This is a genomic window from Zhihengliuella sp. ISTPL4 (assembly GCF_002848265.1).
In the GTDB taxonomy this organism is placed as follows: domain Bacteria; phylum Actinomycetota; class Actinomycetes; order Actinomycetales; family Microbacteriaceae; genus Microbacterium.
The window spans coordinates 2,771,302-2,791,196 of record NZ_CP025422.1; the positions used below are offsets into that span (position 1 = coordinate 2,771,302).

The following is a 19,895-nucleotide window of genomic DNA, read 5'->3' on the forward strand; positions in this document are numbered from 1 at the left end:
TCTGTCGCCCAGATGAGACAGTACCTCTAGACGGACTAAATTCGCTCACTAGATTTACTCCGCGGATCTACGAAAGGACGACGGTGTCTGCCACACGATCACGGGCGGTGCGCTGGACCGCCGGAGCGCTCGGCCTCGTGCTGACGGGCGCGGCGCTCACGAGCTGTGCCGCCGGCGGGGGAGCGGAGACGATCCGCTTCACGTTCAGCAAGCGCGAGGCCATCCCGTTCATGACGGAGCTCGTCGCGGAGTACAACGCGTCGCAGGACGACGTGCGGGTGGAGATCGACACGTCCGGCGTCGACGTCGTCTCCGCGAGCTTCGTCCGGGGGAACCCGCCCGACATCATGCTCGCCAACTACAACTACGAGGTCGCCCGGTTCGTGCAGCGCTGCGCGCTCACGGACCTCTCCGACACCGAGGCCGCCGCCGGCATCCGCGAGGACCTGCAGCCGCTCATGGACCAGTACGGCTCCTGCGAAGGGCGCACCAGCGCCCTGCCGTATTCGGTCATGGCCGCCTCCGTGATCTACAACAAGCAGATCTTCGCGGAGCAGGGCCTGGAGGTGCCGCAGACCTGGGACGAGCTCATCGCCGTCAGCGACCGCCTCCGCGAGGCCGGGATCGACCCGTTCTACGCCACTTTCAAGGACGACTGGACGGTCGGACAGGGATGGTACGACTACGCCGTCGGCGGCTCCCTCGACGTGCTGGCGTTCTTCGATGCGCTCGCCGCCGAGGGCACCGACGTGGGTCCGGACTCGGAGGTCTCCTTCGAGAAGGACTTCGCGGAGCCGATGGACAAGATGATGGTGCTCGCGAACGAGTACACGAACGAGGACGCCGCGAGCCGGGCGTACGGGGACGGGAACCTCGCCTTCGCGAAGGGTGAGGCCGCGATGTATCTCCAGGGGCCGTGGGCGTTCAGCGAGATCGCCAAGACCGACCCCGACCTCGATCTCGGCACGTTTCCGCTGCCCATGACCGACGATCCGGACGACCTGGCTGTCCGGGTGAACATGGACCTCGCGGTCATGATCCCGGAGGAGTCCCAGCACCAGGAGGCCGCTCGCGACTTCCTGGAGTACCTCTACCTCCCCGAGAACATCGAGGAGTACAACCGCTCTCAGCTCGGCTTCACGCCGACGACCGACGCGGCGCCGCCGGACGACCCGCGTGTCGAGGGCATGATCGAGTACTACGACGAGGGCCGCATCTACCAGGGCCCCTCGGTGCTCGTCCCGAAGACCCTCCCGATCTTCAACTACGCGCAGGCCATGGTCCTCGGCGCCGCCCCGTCGTCCATCCTCCGGACCATGGACGCGGACTGGGCCCGCATCGCCTTCCGCGCCCCCATCCCCAGCTCCGAGGATTCCGCATCGGGCGAGACAGAGGAGTCCGCGCCATGAGCACCAGCACGACCGCCATCGTCACCGGGGAGCAGCGGAAGATCCGCCGCCACACCCGCCGCGTCGAGCCGATCTACTACCTGTTCCTGCTGCCGACTCTCGTGATCTTCACGCTCGCGATCACCGTCCCCGGCGTGATCGGCATCTTCTTCAGCTTCACCGACTCGATCGGCATCGGCGAGTGGAGCTTCAACGGGCTGACGAACTACATCGCGCTGTTCAGCGACCCGGCGATCCTGCAGAGCTATCTCTTCACCTTCGGGTTCTCGATCGCGACCGTGATCGTCGTCAACGTCATCGCGTTCCTGCTGGCCGTCGGCCTCACCTCCCGCATCCGGTTCAAGACGGGGCTGCGGACGATCTTCGTGATCCCGATGGTGATCTCGGGCATCATCATCGCCTACGTCTTCAACTTCCTGTTCTCGAACTCGATCCCGGCGGCGGGTGCGGCCACCGGCATCCCGTGGCTGGAGACGAGCCTCCTGGCCAACCCCGATCTCGCCTGGGTGGCGATCGTCATCGTCACCGCCTGGCAGGCGGTCCCCGGCACCCTTCTCATCTACATCGCCGGACTCCTGTCGGTGCCGGGCGAGGTGTACGAGGCGGCAAGCATCGACGGCGCCAGCCGCACTCAGCAGCTCACCCGCATCACGATCCCCCTCGTCGCCGGATACGTCGTCATCAACGTCATCCTCGGCTTCAAGGGCTTCCTCAACGCCTACGACATCATCGTCGGCCTCACCAACGGCGGCCCCGGCACCGCCACCCGCAGCGTCGCGATGACGATCATCGCGGGCTTCAACGGCGGCGACTACGCCTACCAGATGGCCAACGCCACGATCTTCTTCATCGTGGCCGTGCTCATCTCCGTCCTCCAGCTCTCGCTGACCCGCGGAAGGAACACGTTCTGATGTCGACGGAGACCCTCACCACCATCCCCGCGGACGGACGCCGGAAGCGGCAGAAGATGGAGCGCGTCAACTGGTCGGGCACCATCATCCTGATCCTGTGCACGGCGACGATCCTCATCCCGCTGTACGTGACGATCTCGATGGCGTTCAAGACCACCGGCCAGGCGGTCGACGGCAACGCGTTCTCGCTGCCCGCGCCGTTCAGCATCGACGGCTTCGTGCAGGCCTGGACGCTGACGAAGTTCCCGGTCGGCGCCGCGATCTCGCTGCTCGTCACAGCGGGGACGGTCATCGCGACGATCGTCCTCGCGGCCTTCGCGTCGTACGCGATCGTGCGCAACTGGGACCGCCGGCTGTTCCGCTACTCGTTCTTCTATCTGCTCGCGGCGATGTTCATCCCCTTCCCCGTCGTCGCCCTTCCGCAGATCCAGCTCACGGGGCGCGTCGGTCTCGACAACCCGTTCGGCGTGATCATCCTCGCCACGATGTTCCAGCTCAGCTTCAGCGTGCTGCTGTTCACGGCGTTCCTGCGCTCGATCCCGATCGAGCTGGAGGAGAGCGCGCGGATCGACGGCGCCACGACCTGGCAGACGTTCTGGCGGCTCATCTTCCCGCTGCTCGCACCGATGAGCGCCACGGTGGGCATCTTCGCCTTCCTCTACGCCTGGAACGACTTCATGATGCCGTCGCTGATCATCTCCGACCCGGCGCTGCAGACGTTGCCGGTGCGGCAGAACCTCTTCCAGAACCAGTTCAGCAACAACTACAACGTCGCCTTCGCCTCGTATCTGATGGCCATGGCCCCCGCGATCGTCGCCTACCTCTTCACTCAGCGCTGGGTGATGGAGGGCGTCACGCAGGGTGCCGTCAAGGGCTGACCCGACCCCCGCAAGAAAATCAAGGAGAGCCTCTTCCTCATGACCGATTCGCTGCTCACCGAGACCCGCGAAGACGACAAGACCGCGACCTGGTGGCGCCAGGCCGCCGTGTACCAGATCTACCCGCGGAGCTTCGCGGACGCCGATGGCGACGGCCTGGGTGACATCCCCGGCATCGTGTCCCGCGCCGACTACCTCGCCGAGCTCGGCATCGACGCGGTGTGGCTGAGCCCGTTCTACCCGTCCGAGCTCGCCGACGGCGGCTACGACGTGGCGGACTACCGGAACGTCGACCCCCGTCTCGGCACGCTCGACGACTTCGACGCCATGGTCGAGGCCCTGCACGCGCGGGGCATCCGCGTCGTCGTCGACATCGTCCCGAACCACACGTCCGACCAGCACGCCTGGTTCCAGGAGGCGCTCGCCGCCGGCCGCGGTTCCGCCGCACGGGAGCGCTACATCTTCCGCGAGGGCACCGGACCCGACGGCACGGAACCGCCCACCGACTGGGTGTCGATCTTCGGCGGCAGCGCGTGGGAGCGCGTCGCGGACGGCCAGTGGTACCTGCACAACTTCGCCGTCGAGCAGCCCGACCTGAACTGGGATCACCCCGAGGTGCGCGAGGACTTCCTCACGACGCTCCGCTTCTGGTCGGACCGCGGCGTGGACGGCTTCCGCATCGACGTGGCGCACATGCTGACGAAGGACCTCACCGAGCCGCTGCCGTCCCGCGCCGAGCTCGACGCGATGGACCGCTCGTCCGGCACGCACCCGATGATCGATCGCGACGACGTGCACGAGATCTACGCTCAGTGGCGCGCGGTCTTCAATGAGTACGACCCGCCGCGTACCGCGGTCGCCGAGGCGTGGGTCGAGACGCCGGAGCGCCGCGCGAAGTACGCCTCCGCGGAAGGGCTCGGACAGGCGTTCAACTTCGACCTCCTCGTCGCCGACTTCGAGGCGGCGGACTTCCAGCGCATCATCGCCGACAACCTCGCCCAGGCGCAGGCGGCCGGCTCGTCGACGACGTGGGTGCTGTCGAATCACGACGTGACCCGGCACGCCACCCGCTACGGCCTCCCGCCGCTGCGCGGCCGCGCGGTCAAGCAGGGTACAGAATGGGTGCGCGCGGGCGGCCCGGAAGAGGGCCTCGATCGCGAGGGCGGCCTGCGCCGGGCGCATGCGGCGACCCTGCTGCTGCTCGGTCTGCCCGGCAGCGCGTACCTCTATCAGGGCGAGGAGCTCGGCCTGCACGAGGTCGCGGACATCACGCCCGACCAGCGCCAGGACCCCGGGTTCTTCCGCGGCGCGGACTTCGACGGCCTCGGGCGCGACGGCTGCCGTGTGCCCCTGCCGTGGACGGCATCGGGGAGCTCCTACGGCTTCGGCGCGGCCGGCGCGCACCTGCCGCAGCCGGCCTGGTTCGCGGAACACGCCGTCGAGGTGGAGGACGCCGACCCCGGCTCGACCCTCAACCTCTACCGCGAGGCACTGCGCCTGCGCCGGCAGCTGCAGACAGGGGAGACGCTCGAGTGGATCGACACGGGCCGCGAGGACGTGCTGCGCTTCCGTCGGCCGAACGGCTGGGAGATCGTGACGAACTTCGGAACCACGCCGTTCGAGCTGGGCGCCGCGGCCGCTGACGCCGTGCTGTCGACCGTCGCCCTCGACGGCTCCGTGCTGCCCGGCGAGGCCACGGCATGGATCGCCCCGGGGGACCTCGCGAGCTGACTGCAGAGGCGGGGCGAGGTCGCCGGTTTGATAATGGTTCTCATTAGCGTTTAGAGTGGGAACCATGAAGAAGCCCGTCCTCGCCCTCACGCTCGCCTCCGTCGCCGCCCTCACGCTGGCCGGATGCTCGACCACCCCGGGCGCGGCGGAGGACGACGGTGCGGTGACGGTCGTCGCGAGCACCAACATCTACGGCGACCTCGTGGCGCAGGTCGGTGGCGACCGGGTCGACGTCACCTCGATCATCGACTCCGCGTCGCAGGATCCGCACTCCTACGAGGCGAGCGCCCGCGACCGTCTCACGCTGCAGAAGGCCGATCTCGTGGTCGAGAACGGCGGCGGCTACGACGCGTTCATCGACAGCCTCCTGCAGGATGCGCAGGACCCGCATGTGGTCACGGCCGTGGAGTTCTCCCACGACTTCCCGGGGAACGAGGGCCACGAGGAGGGCGAGGATCACGACCACGCCGACGAGGCCGCCACGGAGGAGCCGCACGAGCACGAGCACGCCGAGGGTGAGGACGAGCACGCCGGTCACGACCACATCGAGGGCTTCAACGAGCACGTCTGGTTCGACCCGCACACGATGATCCACGTCGTCGAGGCGATCGCCGACGAGCTCGCCGAGATCGACCCCGACGGGGCCGACACCTTCCACACGAACGCCGACGGACTCGTCGCGGAGCTGGAGGGCTTCGAGGGCGACCTCGAGGCGATCAAGGCTGACGCCGACGGCGCGACCGTTTTCATGACCGAGCCGCTGCCCGGGTACCTCGCCGCCGCGGCCGGACTCACCGACGTCACGCCGGAGGGCTTCGCGGAGTCGGTGGAGGAGGGCAGTGATGTCGCGCCCGCCGTGCTGCTGGAAGCGCTCCAGGTCATCGGTTCCGGCGAGGTGACCGCCGTGCTCACCAACGCCCAGACCGGCGGCGCCGAGACCGAGCGCGTCGAGAAGGCTGCGGCAGACGCCGGGGTGCCCGTGGTCGCGTTCACGGAGCTGCTCGAGGACGGATCGTCGTACTCTGAGTGGATGAGTGACGCGATCCAGAGCCTCGCCGCCGCCGTCCAGTCGTGAGCGGAGCCCGTCCACAGGCTCAGCGACCGGCGAGCGGGACCGGCCCCGTCCTCGAGATCGCCGACGGCGCCCTGCAGCGCGGCGATCGCGAACTCTGGTCGGGCCTCGACCTCACGGTGCAGCCCGGCGAGTTCATCGCGGTGCTCGGGCCGTCCGGTTCCGGGAAGACGACGCTCCTGCGCAGCATCCTCGGACTCCAGCCGCTCTCCCGCGGCAGCATCCGCGTGGCCGGCGAGCCCGTGCACCGCGGCAACGCGCGCATCGGGTACATCCCGCAGCAGCGGTCTCTCGCTCCCGACACGAGCATGCGGGCCCGCGACCTCGTCGCGCTCGGCGTGCAGGGCAGTCGGTTCGGCTTCCCGGTCCCGCACCGGGGCGATCGGGCGAAGGTCGACGCGCTCCTGGCCGCGGTCGGGGCGACCTCGTACGCGGACCGCCGGGTGGGCCTCCTCTCCGGCGGGGAGCAGCAGCGCCTCCGCGTCGGGCAGGCGTTGGCCGACGAGCCCTCCCTGCTTCTGTGCGACGAGCCGCTGTCGAACCTCGACCTCGCGAACCAGCTCGCCGTCACCGACATCATCGACCGGCAGCGCCGTGAGCGCGGGGCCGCCGTGCTGTTCGTGACGCACGACGTCAATCCGATCCTCAACCGCGTGGACCGCATCCTCTACATCGCCGGCGGGCGCTTCGTCCTCGGTACCCCGGAGGAGGTGCTGCAGACCCGGGTGCTGACGGATCTCTACGGCACGCCGGTGTTCGTGCTCCGAGCCGGTGACCGGCTCGTCGTGGTCGGCGTCCCGGACGCCGAGCCGCACCACGATCACGACCACGGAGGCGCCGCATGACCCTCGCGTCCGCCCTCGTCCCCGCGGTCGGCTGGGACGACATCTTCTCCTTCCAGGACTACGGCGAGCTCGTCGCCCTGCTCTCGAACTCGATCATCGCGGGTGCCGTGCTCGGTATCGTCGGCGGTCTCATCGGCGTCTTCGTCATGCAGCGCGATCTCGCCTTCGCGGTCCACGGGGTGAGCGAGCTGTCCTTCGCGGGGGCCGCGGCCGCGCTCCTCTTCGGCGGCAGTGTCGTGTTCGGCTCGCTCGGCGGCGCGCTCGTGGCGGCGATTCTCATCGGGGTCCTCGGTGCCAAGGCCAGGGACCGCAACTCGATCGTCGGCGTGCTCATGCCGTTCGGTCTCGGTCTCGGCATCCTGTTCCTGTCCCTGTACGACGGCCGCAGCGCCAATCGCTTCAGCCTGCTGACCGGGCAGATCGTTTCCGTGTCGAGCCCCGACCTCGGCTGGCTCATCGGCATCAGCGTCGTGGTGCTGCTCGGGCTGCTCGTGATGTGGAACCCGCTGCGCTTCGACTCGCTCGACCCGGAGTCGGCGGCCGCGCGTGGGGTGCCCACCCGGACCGTGAGCCTGCTGTTCATGGTGCTGCTGGGGCTCATCGTCGCGGTCAGCGTGCACATCATCGGCGCTCTGCTCGTGATGGCGCTGCTGGTGACGCCGGCCGCCGCGGCCATGCGGATCACGGCGGGCCCTGTCGCGGTGCCGGTGCTCGCGGCCGTGTTCGGGTTCGTCTCGGCCGTGGGCGGCATCCTCCTCGCGCTCGCCGGGACGCTGCCGGTGAGCCCCTACATCACGACGCTGTCCTTCACGATCTACGTCGTGTGCTGGATCCTGCAGCGCGTCCGTTCCCGCGTCACCCGGGTCTGACCCCGCTTCGAAGCGGAGGTGGGGGCGCTCTCAGCCCTCGCCAACCGACGCGGCCTAGAATCGATGGCATGGCTCAGCGGAACACCTGGCAGCGCGAACGCGTGCGCGAAGCGCTCGCCGACGCGCGCGGCTTCGTGAGCGCGCAGAGCCTGCACGCGACCCTCCGGGACGACAACACCGGGATCGGCCTGGCCACGGTCTACCGTGCCCTCGCCGGGCTCGCGGCTGCCGGCGACGCCGACTCCCTGCAGAGCCCTGAGGGGGAGGCGCTCTACCGTGCCTGCACCACCCAGGGCCATCACCACCACCTCATCTGCCGATCCTGCGGCCTCACGGTCGAGATCGAGGCGAAGGACGTCGAACAGTGGGCGCATCGCACGGCCGCGCTGCACGGGTTCACTGAGGCCGCGCATGTCGTCGACATCTTCGGTCTGTGCACTCCCTGCGCGAACAGGCGCGACGCCGAGAGGGCTGCGACAGCGTGACCGCCCCGGCACGAACGGCCACCCGTCCGGGCCACACGCACCGTCGAGCGCCCTCGCCGCGCTCGACGTGGATCGCCGTCGGCATCGGCGCGCTGATCGTCGCGGCGCTGTTCCTCATCGACGCCTTCCTCCCCACGCTGTTCCCGGCCTCGCTGCCCACCCGCGCGCAGGACGGTCTGACGCTCGCCCTCAGCGTCCTGATCGAGGCGCTGCCGTTCGTCGTGCTCGGCGTGCTGCTGTCGATCGTGGTGCAGGTCTGGCTCCCGGCGGACGTCATCCACCGCTGGCTCCCGCGCCGCGCCTGGGCCCGCCGTGCCGTGCTCTCCCTGCTCGGCATGCTCATCCCGGTCTGCGAGTGCGGGAACGTCCCGTTCGCCCGCGGACTCATGATGCGCGGACTCGCCCCCGCGGAGGCGCTGACCTTCCTCATCGCGGCGCCCATCGTCAACCCGATCGTGATCCTCACGACGCACGCCGCCTTCGGCTGGGACGGCGGGATCCTCGTCGCCCGCCTCGTCGGCGGCTACCTCATCGCGAACCTCATCGGCTGGATCTACAGCCGCCACCCTTCGCCCGACTCGCTGCTCACCCAGCGCTTCGTCGACACGTGCGAGCGTGTCACGCACGAACCCGGGACCCCCGTGCGCCGCAGTCTCACGCAGTTCCTCGTGGAGCTGCGGGCCGTGATGCCGGCGCTCGTGATCGGCTCCGCCCTCGCCGGGGCCGTGCAGGTGCTCATCCCGCGCGACGTCCTGCTCACGATCGGCGCCAACCCGGTGCTCTCCATCGTCGCGATGATGCTTCTCGCGATCGTCGTGGCGATCTGCTCGAACGTCGACGCCTTCTTCGCGCTGTCCTTCGCGTCCACGTTCTCGTCGGGAGCGCTCGTGGCGTTCCTCCTGGTCGGGCCGCTCGTCGACATCAAGATGCTCGCGCTCATGCGCACGACCTTCACAACCCGCACGCTCGTCGGGATCACCGGTGTCGTGCTGGCCGCGGCCTTCGCGATCGGGATCGGGGTGAACGTCCTTGCCTGAACTCTCCGTCCGCTCGCGCGCCCTCGCCACGCGGTGGCTGGGCATCGGTCTCGCCTCGGTCGTCGCCGTCGTCACCCTCGGTCTGGCCGTGACCGACCGTCTCAGTCTCTACATCAGCCCGGAGTCGGTGTGGTTCGCGAGCGCGGCGGCCGTCGTCACGCTCGCCGGAGCCGTCTGGTCGTGCACGCTGCCGCTCGGGGCCGAAGAGGATCACGGGCACGATCACGGTCCTGCACCGTCCCCGCTTGCGGAAGCCGCGCACGCCTCCGCCGAGGACAGCGAACACGCCTCCGCCCCGTCGCGCCGGAGCCTCGCGGGGGTCGGCGCGCTGGCCGGCGGTGTGGTCGCCACGGGGGTCGTCGTGGCGGCGCTCGTGCTGCCGCCCGCGTCTCTCTCGGTGGAGCTCGCGATGTCCCGTGCGGGAGAGGAGACCGCGCTGTTCGCGGGTGCGGACACGGTCGCTCTCGGCGTCGCCGACACGTCGACGTTCGGGGTGGGCGACTGGGCGAGCGTCTTCGCCGCCGCGACGAACACGACGGCCTACGACGGTGCGGATGTCACGTTGCAGGGATTCGTCACTCCCGGCGAGGGCGATGACGTGAACCTGACCCGCCTCGTGATCACCCACTGCGTCATCGACGCCCAGACGGCGGCACTGCCGGTGAGCGTCGACGCGGATGCCTATGAGACCGGACAATGGGTCGAGATCACCGGGAAGGTCCGCGCGGACGAGAACGGCTCCCTGCGCATCGAGCCGACCGATGTCGTGGCGATCGACGAGCCGAAGGACCCGTATGAGTACTGACGACGAGCGGCAGGAGCCGCCCGCCGTCCCGCGGACCCGCGCCGAGCTGCGCGCTGCCAGGGAGGCCGAGGAGCGAGCCGCCGCAGAGCGTGCGGCAGCCGAAGAGGCCGAGGCGGAGCAGGTCGCGGCGGAGCGCGCGGCCGTCGAACGCATGGCGGCGGAGGTCGCCGCGGAGCAGGCCGCCGTCGACCGGGAAGTCGCCGCAGAGCGCGAGGCTGCCGCAGAACGTGAGGCCGCAGAACGTGAGGCGGCAGAGCGCGAGGCCGCAGAGTCGGCTGCAGGCGTCCCCGCGATCCCGCGCGCACCGGAGCCTGTCTTCACCCCCGCAGCGCCGACGTCCCGGCTCGCGGACGACGCGTCGGAGCCGGGCTGGACGCCGAGCACCGATCTTCCCGCAGAGGACGATGCGCCTGCGGCCGCACCGTGGTCCCGGGGCCGCTTCCTCGTCACGATTGGCGCCGTGGTCGCGGTGCTCGTCCTCGTCGGTACCGGCCTCGGGATCGTGAGCTTGCTCCAGGGACCTCGGATCACCGACGTCCAGGTCGACGCGGGCCAGGCCATCGAGTCGTCGGGGAGCCGCGTCATCCTCACGACGAACCAGCCGCTGTCCGCCATCGACCCCGAGCAGGTGACGGTCGAGCCCTCGGTGCCGTTCACGGTCGACGCCGCCGGGCGGGGCGTCGGCGTGCGCTTCACGGTGCCGCTCGACGACGACACCGAGTACACGGTCACCGTCGCGGGAGTCACGGGTGCCGGTGGGGGTCCGGAAGCCGATCTGACCACCTCCTTCGAAACGCCGCCGTCGTCGATCTTCCTTCTGCGCCGCGACCCCGACGGTGACGACATCATCTTCCGCACCGACCTCAGCGGCGAGAACGCGCAGCCGGTGTTCTCGCATCCGCGGATCGACGACTTCCGGGCCACGTCCACGCAGCTCGTGGCCGCGGTCGAGGACGACGACCAGTCGCGGCTGCTCGTGATGGACAGGGACGGCTCGAACGAGCGCGAGCTCACACTCCCCGGCGAAGGCTATGTGGGCGCGATCCAGGTGTCCGAACGGGGCAACCTCGTCGGCTACAGCTACTCCGACCGCGAGCTCAGCGACACCGAGGGACGCGCCAGCGTGCTCGTCACCCAGTCGCTGAGCGGTGACGGCGAGCCGCGCATCATCGAGGTCGGCGACAAGGAGGTGAGCGTCTTCGTCTGGCAGTTCGTGCCCGACAGCGCTGCCGTCCTGTTCATCGACTTCGACGGGGCACTCTCGCTCGTCGACCAGTCCACCGACACCGGCGTGCAGTCCCTCGGCCTCGCGACGACCATCCAGGGCATCTCGCGCGGCACCTACACCGCGATCGTGGAGCGGCTGGACGGATCGGTGGTGGAACTCGACCTCGCGGACGGGTCGGAGGAGCCGCTCGCCGCCTCCGAACCGGACTATGGCACCGCCACGTCGATCACTCCGTTCCCTGGCGGGACTCTTCGCCACGTCGTCGCGCGCGACGAGGGCGGCCTCCCGGTCGGGCAGGCCGTGATCCGCGTCGACGACTCCGGGAAGGCCACGCCGCTCGTCGAGGTGAGTGCGACCGATTCGATCCTCCAGGCGTGCGCATCGCCGAGCGGGCAGTATGCCGCTGTGGTGATCGCGCCGGACATGGCGGACAACGCCTATGACGGGATGCTGCTGCCGTTGCCGGAGGAGCTCGAGACCCACCTCATCGACATGAAGACCGGGGACGAGATGGTAGCGCTGACCGGCTTCGACGCGTCCTGGTGCCAGACAGCGCCGCGGTTCTGAGATGACGGAACCGGCACCCCTGCGGCCCGCGACCCGCGACGACGTGATGCGCTCCGCCGTCGACGTCGCCCCGACTCTGCTCGGCGCGGAGCTGCGGACCGTGGTCGTCGAGGACGGACGCCCTGTCGAGGTGCGTGTGCGGATCACCGAGGTGGAGGCCTATCACGGACAGGGCACGGGGGCGGTGGCGGACCCGGGGTCCCACGCGCGCATGGGGCGCACGGCCCGGAACGCCACGATGTGGGGGGAGCCCGGGCACCTCTACGTGTACCTGAGTCACGGCATCCACTCCTGCGTCAACGTGGCCTGCGGTCCCGAGGGACAGGGCGACGGGGTGCTGCTGCGGGCCGGCGAGGTCGTGGCCGGGGTGGAGGAGGCGGCCCGGCGGCGGCGTGCCGTCCTGCCGCTCAGCCGCACGGCGCTGCGCGACCTCGCCCGCGGGCCAGGACGGCTCGGGCAGGCCGCGGGACTGCGGCACTCCCTGCACGATGGCATCGACGCCATCACGGGGGAGTCCCAGAACGATGCCAGGGCGGAGCTGTGGCTCGGCCCTCCCGTCGCTGAGGTCGCACAGGGCCCGCGAGTGGGGGTGGCCGGCATCGCCGGGACGGATGCCTTTCCCTGGCGCTTCTGGATCCCCGGCGACCCCACGGTCTCGGCGTTCCGGTGGGGCAGGGGCGCCGCCGACGCTTCGAGTCGCGCAGATGGTGCCGTTTCGGGCTGATCGAGCCATTCCGGCTATTGGAACGGTGGGCCGGAGCCGTGCTAGACTGACTCTTTGTCTGCGCACGCTCCTGTGCGCAGTTCGCATGCTTCCTCTCCAATCGGTCCCTGAGCTTGTCGATGGGCGGCGAGGCGAAGTCGCGTGCAGACAAGGGATCTTGGGTGAGGCCGTCCGGTCTCACGGTAATGAAGGAGTCATCATCATGGCAGCAGTGTGCCAGGTGACCGGAGCTGTTCCCGGCTTCGGTCACAACGTCTCGCACTCGCACCGCCGGACGAAGCGTCGCTTCGACCCGAACGTGCAGAAGAAGACCTATTTCGTGCCCTCGCTCGGTCGTAAGATCACGCTCAACGTGTCCGCCAAGGGCATCAAGGTGATCGACGCGCGTGGCATCGAGAACGTCGTCAAGGACCTCCAGGCGAAGGGTGTGAAGCTCTAATGGCCAAGAAGGCTCAGGACGTCCGTCCGATCATCAAGCTGCGTTCGACGGCGGGTACGGGTTACACGTACGTGACCAAGAAGAACCGCCGCAACACCCCCGACCGCCTCGTGCTGAAGAAGTACGACCCGGTCATCCGTCAGCACGTCGAATTCCGAGAGGAGCGTTGATCCATGGCTAAGAAGAGCAAGATCGCGCGCAACGAGCAGCGCAAGGTCATCGTCGAGCGCTACGCCGAGCGTCGTGCCGAGCTGAAGAAGACCCTGGTCGACCCGAACGCCACCGACGAGGCCCGCGAGGCCGCTCGCGTCGGCCTGCAGAAGCTGCCGCGCAACGCGTCGCCGGCTCGCGTGCGTTCGCGCGACGTCATCGACGGCCGCCCCCGTGGTGTCCTCACGAAGTTCGGCATCTCGCGTGTCCGCTTCCGTGACATGGCGCACCGTGGCGAGCTGCCCGGCGTGACCAAGTCGAGCTGGTAAGCATTCAGCGAAGAAGGGCGAGGATCTCTGATCCTCGCCCTTTTTGCATGCCCGGGGAGCAGGCGATCGCGCCGGATCAGGCGCTGGTGCGCGGGAAAGCCTGATGTCGCGCGGGGGCCTGAACCCGCGAGCGGGCGTCCGAAATCGTGTGACGCGAGTGGCCAATGTGACGCGACACGCCGAGAAATCAGTCGAAACCCGCGAAATGACGCGGAAATCCGGGTGGCCGTTGGTACATTCGAGGCGGTCACACGACCAACGGGGAGCACCCGCTCCTCGCACCCACACACGATGCGACGGTCCTTCGTCGCTGGAGGATGACATGGCTGACAAGTCCATCACCAAGACCGAGCTCGTCGCGAGCATCGCTTCCGCCACCGGCCAGAGCCAGGCCACCGTCTCCGGTGTCCTCGACTCGCTGTTCGCCACGGTCTCCGACGCCGTCGCCAAGGGCAGCAAGGTCTCCATCCCGGGCTGGATCTCGTTCGAGCAGGTCGACACGGCCGCCCGCACGGGCCGCAACCCGCAGACCGGCGCCGAGATCAAGATCCCGGCCGGCAAGCGCGTCAAGGTGACCGCCGGTTCCAAGCTCAAGGCTGCCGTCAAGTAAGACCGCACCCTGTCGAAGGCCGCCCCCGCTTCGGGGGCGGCCTTCGTGCGTTCTCCCTGCTGGGCGCGCCTAGGCTGGAGGGGTGAGTTCCCGCACCGAGACGCCGCGCCCGACGTCGGCGTACCGTCTCGCCGGCGTCGTTATCCTCCTCGTCGCCGCCGGCGCCGCCCTCGTCTGGGCGCTCCTGGTCGGTGGAGGAGCGAACCCGCCGCTGCTGCAGGACCCCGGTCCCGTGGTGCTGTGGGGCACACCCCTGACGAAGCTCGTGATGAACATCGCCGGCGCCGTCATGCTCGGGTCCCTCGTGCTCGCGCTCTTCGGGCTGCGGGCGGGGGAGCGCACCTTCGACACGGCCCTGAACATCGCGTCGATCGGCGCCGCCGTCTTCACGGTCGCCGCCGGGCTCGCCGGCTTCTTCTCCTTCATGGCGGCCTTCAACCCGCAGCTCAGCATCGAGCGCGAGTTCGGCTCGCAGCTCGGCCGCTTCCTGCTCGAGCTCCCGCTGGGACAGTCGTGGCTGATCACGACGATCCTCGGCGCGGTCATCACGGTGCTCGCATTCGCGTGGCGCACCTGGACACCCACGCTGCTCACCGCCCTGCTGGCCGCCGTGTCGTTCCTGCCCCTCGCGACCCAGGGGCACGCGGGCGACCTGGACGGGCACAACATGGCCGTCAACTCGATCCTCCTGCACACGATCGGCGCGGCGGTGTGGCTGGGCGGCCTGCTCCTCCTCGTGCTGCTGCGCGGGCAGCAGGGGCTCGACCTCCCCCGGCTCGTCGGCCGGTATTCCTCGCTCGCCATCGCGGCCTTCGCCGTGGTCGCCGTCTCCGGCTTCACTCGATCGATCGTGGCCGTGGGGAGCTGGGAGGCCGTGTGGACGACTCCGTACGGGCTCATCGTCGTCGTCAAGGCCGTTCTGCTCGTCGGGATGGGTCTGCTCGGCGCCTGGTACCGCTCGCGACTGATCCCGAAGCTGAGCGGGGCGCGGGCCTCTCGGTGGTTCTGGGGTCTGGTCCTCGGTGAGGTGGCGCTCATGGGGCTCGCCTCCGGTGCCGCGGCGGCTCTCGCCCGCACGCCTCCGCCGACCGGAGAGGTCGCCGCGTTCGCGCAGACTCCCGCGCAGATCCTCACCGGGTCGCTGCTGCCGCCGGAGCTCACGCTGGAGCGCTGGTTCACGGCCTGGGACATCGACGTGCTGTGGCTCGTCGCGGCGGGCTTCGGGCTGTTCTTCTACCTCGCGGGTGTGCGCCGGCTCCGGCTGCGCGGCGACCGCTGGCCGATCCACCGGACGATCTTCTGGGTGCTCGGTCTGCTCCTGCTGGTGTGGGTGACCGGCGGGCCGATCAACGCCTATCAGGAGTACCTCTTCAGCGTGCACATGCTGGGGCACATGATGCTCTCGATGGCGATCCCGCTGCTCCTCGTCTCCGGGGCGCCGATCACCCTCGCGCTGCGCGCGATCCACAAGCGCGACGACGGCACCCGCGGCGGCCGCGAATGGATCATGTGGGCGGTGCACTCGCCGTTCGCCCGCGTGGTCACGCACCCGATCGTCGCGGCGGCGATCTTCATCCTCTCGCTCTGGGCGTTCTACTTCACCGATCTGGTGCGCTGGTCGATGTTCGAGCACCTCGGGCACGAGTGGATGGTCGCCCACTTCCTGATCTCGGGCTACCTGTTCGTGATGAGCCTCATCGGCGCCGATCCGGTGCCCTATCGCCTGCCCTATCCCGGCCGGCTCATCACCCTCATCGCCGTGATGGCCATGCACGCGTTCTTCGGCATGGCGATCATGATGCAGGAGGGGCTCATGGTGGCGGACTGGTTCGGTGCGATGGGCCGCGACTGGGGTGCCGACCCGATGACCGACCAGTACGTGGGCGGTGGGATCGCCTGGTCGATCGGGGAGATCCCGACGCTCATCCTCGCGATCACCGTCGCCATCCAGTGGAGCCGGAGCGACACCAAGCTCCAGCGCCGTCGCGACCGCCATGCGGACCGCACCGGCGACGCCGAGCTGGAGGAGTACAACGCCCGGCTGGCCGACCTCGCGGCGCGGGATCAGCGTGCCGCGGAGCGCGAACGCCGCTGACGCCTCCGTCGTCTCACTGCACCGGTTCGTCCGGCGAGCCGACGCGGATCGACGCCGAGCCGTCGGGAAGGATCGCGATGGAGCCGTTGACGCGGAAGGTGACGTCTTCGGAGATCGGCTCCACGGTGCCGTCGAAGAGCGATTGGATCTCGACGTCGACATGGGCGACGGCGTTCGTGGGCGGGATCTGCCAGTGACCGTCGTCGGACGGCGCGACCATGATCTCCGGCTGCTGGGCGATCGACCACTTCGGCGGTGACGCGAGCCGGTTCTGCACCCGCAGGCCGAACGGACACGCGGTGGGCTGCAGCACCTCCTGCGCGGTGCACCCGGTGAGGAACTCCTCGACGCGCTCCTGGACGACATCGACGAACTCCGCCGTCGGTTCCGTCTGCACGTCGAGGGGCGTGACCGCCAGCGGCTCGTCGGCCAGGACGCCGTGACCACGGGACTCCGAGATGGCGGTGTCCACCGTCACGGAATACACGCCGGGGGTGAAGACGAGAAGAGGCAGGGGTTCGAGGGGCTGCGCCGCGGGACCGGCGGCCGAGATCTGGCGACGGTCGACCTCGAAGCCGTTCACCGCGAACCGGTCCGAGCCCCGCACGGTGAGCTCGACGACGGCGAGGGGGCTGGTCGTGAAACGCCAGTTGGGCGTGATGCCCGCCCAGCCGTCCTGCGCGACATGGAACGTGGTCGTTCCCGAGTGGCCACCGGCGCGGTAGCTGACGGTCACCGCGGTGCCGTCGCCGGAGGGCTCCTCCGCCTCGACCTCGACGTCGCCGAGCGGGCCGAGGGCGGAGCGCCGGAGCATCGCCTCGGACGCGGCGGGGTCGATCCCGGCTTCATCGAGGGTCTCCCGGTCGATGGCGACGCCGGGAACGCGGAGCGCGTCGGCCGCTCGTCCCTCGGACAGCAGGTCGAGATAGCGCACCACGAAGGCCGACGGACCGTAGAACTGACGGTAGAGCGTGGCGCCCCCTGCGCCGATCGCGGCCAGCAGCAGAACGCCGATGAGGCCGAGGATCGCCAGATCGGCGCCCAGGCGCGACCGCCGGGGCGCGCGCGTCCCGGCCCGCTCCATGCCGGCCAGTCTAGGAGGGCGTCCTGGGGGGACGCCGAGCGTCGGCGGGCCCGTGCCGGACAGGGCACGTAGCATGGGGGAGCGTCCCGTGTCCGCCCCGCCAGCCCTGTGAGAACCGTGTCCCTTCCCGCCCTGTCCGAGGAGCAGCAGGAGCTGTTCCGGCTCATCGAGGACACCAGGGAGCACGTCTTCATCACGGGTCGCGCCGGCACCGGGAAGTCCACGCTGCTGCAGCACTTCGCGTGGAACACGAAGAAGCAGATCGCGATCTGCGCCCCCACCGGCGTGGCGGCGCTGAACGTGGAGGGGCAGACGATCCATTCGTTGTTCCGCCTGCCGATCGGGCTCATCGGCGATGGCGACATCGACCAGAACGATGCGACCCGGCGCATCCTCAACGCGATCGAGACCCTCGTCATCGATGAGATCTCGATGGTGAACGCCGACCTCATGGATGCCATCGACCGCTCGCTGCGGCAGGCGCGAGGGAGGCGCGGCGAACCGTTCGGTGGCGTGCAGATCGTCATGTTCGGCGACCCCTACCAGCTCGCGCCCGTACCGCCGCGCGGCGACGAGGCGCGGTACGTGAAAGATCATTACCGGTCGTTCTGGTTCTTCGACGCCAAGGTGTGGGCGGGCCCTTCGACAGGCTCAGGGACCCATCCTTCGACAGGCTCAGGGAGTCAGGGGGCGTTGTTCGAGGTGGACACCCGTGCGGAGCTGCACGTGCGAGAGCTCGTGCAGATCCATCGGCAGTCGGACGACGGCTTCAAGTCCATGCTCAACGCCGTCCGGTACGGGCGGGTGACCGCGGAGATCGCGGGGATCCTCAACGCCCAGGGGGCGCGCACGCCTCCGGATCCCGAGCCCGGGGAGGTGCCGATGATCACGCTCGCCACCCGCAACGACATCGTGAACAGCATCAACAGCCGGCATCTCGCCGCCCTCCCGGGCAAGGAGCAGACGGCGCGGGCGGAGGTCAGCGGCGACTTCGGCCGTGGCGAGGCCTCCCTTCCCGCGGAGTCCGAGCTCAAGCTGAAGGTGGGGGCGCAGGTGATGTTCCTGCGCAATGACACCGCGATGACCGGCGAGCCGCCGCGCTGGGTGAACGGCACGATCGGCACGGTGACTCGGATCCTCGGCGGGACCGTGCGGGTGGAGATCGACGGCGAGGAGGTCGACGTCGAGCCCGCCGTCTGGGAACGGTTCCGGTACGCCTACGACCCGAACACGAAGAAGCTCTCTCGCGATGTCGTCGCCGAGTTCACCCAGTTCCCGCTGCGGCTCGCCTGGGCCGTGACGATCCACAAGTCGCAGGGCAAGACCTACGACCGCGCCGTGATCGATCTCGGTTCCGGAGCGTTCGCCCCCGGGCAGACGTATGTCGCGCTGAGCCGGCTCACGTCGCTGGACGGCCTCTACCTCTCCCGGCCGCTGCGCCCGAGTGACATCCGCGTGGACGAGGACGTCCGGCGGTTCATGCGCGACGCCTGGCTCGCGGCCTCGACACCCGAGCTGCCGCGGACCTGAGCACCGCCGTCGCGTCAGGCGGCGGCGCGGGCGCGGTCGAGGTCTTCGAAGAGCTCGGTGTTGAAGCGGTACGCGAGCAGCACCTCGCCGATGACGCGCTCGCGCTCCGCCTGGTCCCACGGGGCGGCGTCGAGCTGCTCGCGATAGACGTCCTTGAAGGCGGAGGGGTCGGCGATGTCGTCGAACAGGTAGAAGCCGATGCCGTTGGTCTCGAAGCCGAAGCGCCGCGCCATCACCCGGCCGATGAAGATACCCCCGGAGAGGTCGCCGAGGTAGCGGGTGTAGTGGTGCGCGACGAAGCCGCCGGCCCAGGTCGCGCCCACCTGCCGAATGCGCTCGACGTAGCGCTGCGTGGTGGGAAGCGGGGCGATCCGCTCGCGCCACTCCGGCCCGAGAAGGAAGGCGAGATCGGCTTCCAGCGCGGGGAGGCGCGTGAGCTTGTCGCTCAGGAACACGGACGCGACGGGGTCCTGGCGCATGCGCTCGCCGGCGCTCTCGAGCGCGTCGTAGATGAAGTAGTGCTGCGCGACCAGCGAGATGTAGTCCTCGCGCGAGCCCTCGCCCTTCAGCAGGTCGGACATGAAGCCGGCCGTCTCGCTGCGGGAATGCGATCCGGAGGAGCGCTCACGGAGGGCGGCGGAGAAGGAGAGGATCTCGGGCATGGCTTCAGTGTAAGGGCAGCCTAACCTTTGATGGAAGCCCGATCTCGCCCTGCCCGTTCAGGCGTGCGGCCGCGGCTCGACGCCGAGACGCGCACAGGCCGCGTCGTACAGGGCGACGACCTCGCGGCGCACCTGCGGACGCTCGGTGATCGGACCGCCGGGCCACGGGACGCGAAGCTCGGACATCGTGCCGCCGCGCGAGATCTCCCACACCCCGGCCTCCCCGTCGAACCCCGTCATGACGGAACCATCGATCGTTTCGTCGGACGGCTCGGCGAACGCGCGGGCGATGAGCAGGTTGTCGTCCGTGTGGTCGCCGTTCATGTGGTGGAGGACGGCGGTGATCACGTCGGCATCGAAGTCATGGGGCACACGGACACCCTACGGCGTCGCGCGGTGCCGACTCCCAGCATCCGCGTTCTAGACTCAGGGGAC

At 69.5% G+C, this 19,895-nt stretch carries 21 protein-coding genes; 18 read left to right on the forward strand and 3 right to left on the reverse strand.

Translation table 11 applies throughout. The features are described from left to right. The first annotated feature begins 83 nt into the window (after positions 1-83). From CYL12_RS13235 to CYL12_RS13320, 17 genes are all read left to right on the forward strand, one after another. Complete coding sequence (locus CYL12_RS13235) at positions 84-1,409, forward strand: ABC transporter substrate-binding protein (protein ID WP_101848000.1); 1,326 nt, start codon at positions 84-86, stop codon at positions 1,407-1,409. Continuing rightward, positions 1,406-2,320, forward strand: coding sequence for a carbohydrate ABC transporter permease (locus tag CYL12_RS13240; RefSeq protein WP_101848001.1), 915 nt, complete (start codon positions 1,406-1,408; stop codon positions 2,318-2,320). The genes CYL12_RS13235 and CYL12_RS13240 overlap by 4 nt, the downstream gene beginning before the upstream one ends. Beyond that, the gene (locus CYL12_RS13245; RefSeq protein WP_085605188.1) at positions 2,320-3,198 is read left to right on the forward strand and encodes a carbohydrate ABC transporter permease; all 879 of its coding nucleotides are present in this window, start codon (positions 2,320-2,322) and stop codon (positions 3,196-3,198) included. Before CYL12_RS13240 ends, CYL12_RS13245 begins: the two co-directional genes overlap by 1 nt. A 39-nt stretch (positions 3,199-3,237) precedes the next feature. Further along, positions 3,238-4,929, forward strand: a complete 1,692-nt coding sequence (locus tag CYL12_RS13250; RefSeq protein WP_101848002.1) for a glycoside hydrolase family 13 protein — start codon at positions 3,238-3,240, stop codon at positions 4,927-4,929. Between the two features lie 64 nt (positions 4,930-4,993). Then, positions 4,994-6,004, forward strand: a complete 1,011-nt coding sequence (locus tag CYL12_RS13255) for a metal ABC transporter substrate-binding protein (protein ID WP_101848003.1) — start codon at positions 4,994-4,996, stop codon at positions 6,002-6,004. 56 nt (positions 6,005-6,060) lie between these two features. After that, on the forward strand, positions 6,061-6,846 hold the full coding sequence (locus CYL12_RS13260) for a metal ABC transporter ATP-binding protein (protein WP_101848813.1): 786 nt from the start codon (positions 6,061-6,063) through the stop codon (positions 6,844-6,846). Continuing rightward, positions 6,843-7,715 carry a metal ABC transporter permease gene (locus CYL12_RS13265; protein WP_199399127.1) on the forward strand — a complete coding sequence of 291 codons (873 nt, stop codon included), beginning with the start codon at positions 6,843-6,845 and terminating at the stop codon, positions 7,713-7,715. Before CYL12_RS13260 ends, CYL12_RS13265 begins: the two co-directional genes overlap by 4 nt. A gap of 68 nt (positions 7,716-7,783) precedes the next feature. Next, a complete protein-coding gene (locus CYL12_RS13270; protein WP_101848004.1) occupies positions 7,784-8,200 on the forward strand; it encodes a Fur family transcriptional regulator in 417 nt (138 codons plus the stop codon). Further along, positions 8,197-9,237: a permease gene (locus CYL12_RS13275; RefSeq protein WP_199399128.1), complete on the forward strand. Its 1,041-nt coding sequence runs from the start codon at positions 8,197-8,199 to the stop codon at positions 9,235-9,237. Before CYL12_RS13270 ends, CYL12_RS13275 begins: the two co-directional genes overlap by 4 nt. Beyond that, positions 9,230-10,042 carry a TIGR03943 family putative permease subunit gene (locus tag CYL12_RS13280; protein ID WP_101848005.1) on the forward strand — a complete coding sequence of 271 codons (813 nt, stop codon included), beginning with the start codon at positions 9,230-9,232 and terminating at the stop codon, positions 10,040-10,042. The genes CYL12_RS13275 and CYL12_RS13280 overlap by 8 nt, the downstream gene beginning before the upstream one ends. Beyond that, positions 10,032-11,837, forward strand: a complete 1,806-nt coding sequence (locus CYL12_RS13290; RefSeq protein ID WP_199399129.1) for a TolB family protein — start codon at positions 10,032-10,034, stop codon at positions 11,835-11,837. The genes CYL12_RS13280 and CYL12_RS13290 overlap by 11 nt, the downstream gene beginning before the upstream one ends. 1 nt (position 11,838) lies before the next feature. Then, the gene (locus tag CYL12_RS13295; RefSeq protein WP_101848006.1) at positions 11,839-12,561 is read left to right on the forward strand and encodes a DNA-3-methyladenine glycosylase; all 723 of its coding nucleotides are present in this window, start codon (positions 11,839-11,841) and stop codon (positions 12,559-12,561) included. Positions 12,562-12,763: 202 nt separating this feature from the next. Then, the gene (gene rpmB / locus CYL12_RS13300; protein WP_025102729.1) at positions 12,764-13,000 is read left to right on the forward strand and encodes a 50S ribosomal protein L28; all 237 of its coding nucleotides are present in this window, start codon (positions 12,764-12,766) and stop codon (positions 12,998-13,000) included. Next, positions 13,000-13,170 carry a 50S ribosomal protein L33 gene (gene rpmG, locus CYL12_RS13305; protein WP_017203558.1) on the forward strand — a complete coding sequence of 57 codons (171 nt, stop codon included), beginning with the start codon at positions 13,000-13,002 and terminating at the stop codon, positions 13,168-13,170. The genes rpmB and rpmG overlap by 1 nt, the downstream gene beginning before the upstream one ends. Positions 13,171-13,173: 3 nt before the next feature. Then, entirely contained in the window at positions 13,174-13,479 is a 306-nt protein-coding gene (gene rpsN / locus CYL12_RS13310; protein ID WP_017829734.1) for a 30S ribosomal protein S14, read from the forward strand. Between the two features lie 322 nt (positions 13,480-13,801). Continuing rightward, positions 13,802-14,089, forward strand: a complete 288-nt coding sequence (locus CYL12_RS13315; protein WP_017203554.1) for an HU family DNA-binding protein — start codon at positions 13,802-13,804, stop codon at positions 14,087-14,089. 82 nt (positions 14,090-14,171) lie between these two features. Further along, complete coding sequence (locus CYL12_RS13320; protein ID WP_101848007.1) at positions 14,172-16,184, forward strand: cytochrome c oxidase assembly protein; 2,013 nt, start codon at positions 14,172-14,174, stop codon at positions 16,182-16,184. A gap of 13 nt (positions 16,185-16,197) precedes the next feature. On the opposite strand, the gene CYL12_RS13325 is transcribed toward CYL12_RS13320, so the two are convergent. Further along, entirely contained in the window at positions 16,198-17,268 is a 1,071-nt protein-coding gene (locus CYL12_RS13325) for a hypothetical protein (protein WP_101848008.1), read from the reverse strand. A 117-nt stretch (positions 17,269-17,385) separates the two neighbouring features. On the opposite strand from CYL12_RS13325, the gene CYL12_RS13330 reads away from it, so the two are divergent. Beyond that, a complete protein-coding gene (locus CYL12_RS13330) occupies positions 17,386-18,798 on the forward strand; it encodes an ATP-dependent DNA helicase (RefSeq protein ID WP_199399130.1) in 1,413 nt (470 codons plus the stop codon). Between the two features lie 14 nt (positions 18,799-18,812). Here the strand turns inward: CYL12_RS13330 and CYL12_RS13335 are convergent, their stop codons facing one another. Both CYL12_RS13335 and CYL12_RS17450 read right to left on the reverse strand, forming a co-directional pair. Next, complete coding sequence (locus CYL12_RS13335; protein ID WP_233486747.1) at positions 18,813-19,460, reverse strand: biliverdin-producing heme oxygenase; 648 nt, start codon at positions 19,458-19,460, stop codon at positions 18,813-18,815. A gap of 57 nt (positions 19,461-19,517) precedes the next feature. Beyond that, entirely contained in the window at positions 19,518-19,832 is a 315-nt protein-coding gene (locus tag CYL12_RS17450; RefSeq protein WP_233486748.1) for a DUF2470 domain-containing protein, read from the reverse strand. Between the last annotated feature and the right edge of the window lie 63 nt (positions 19,833-19,895).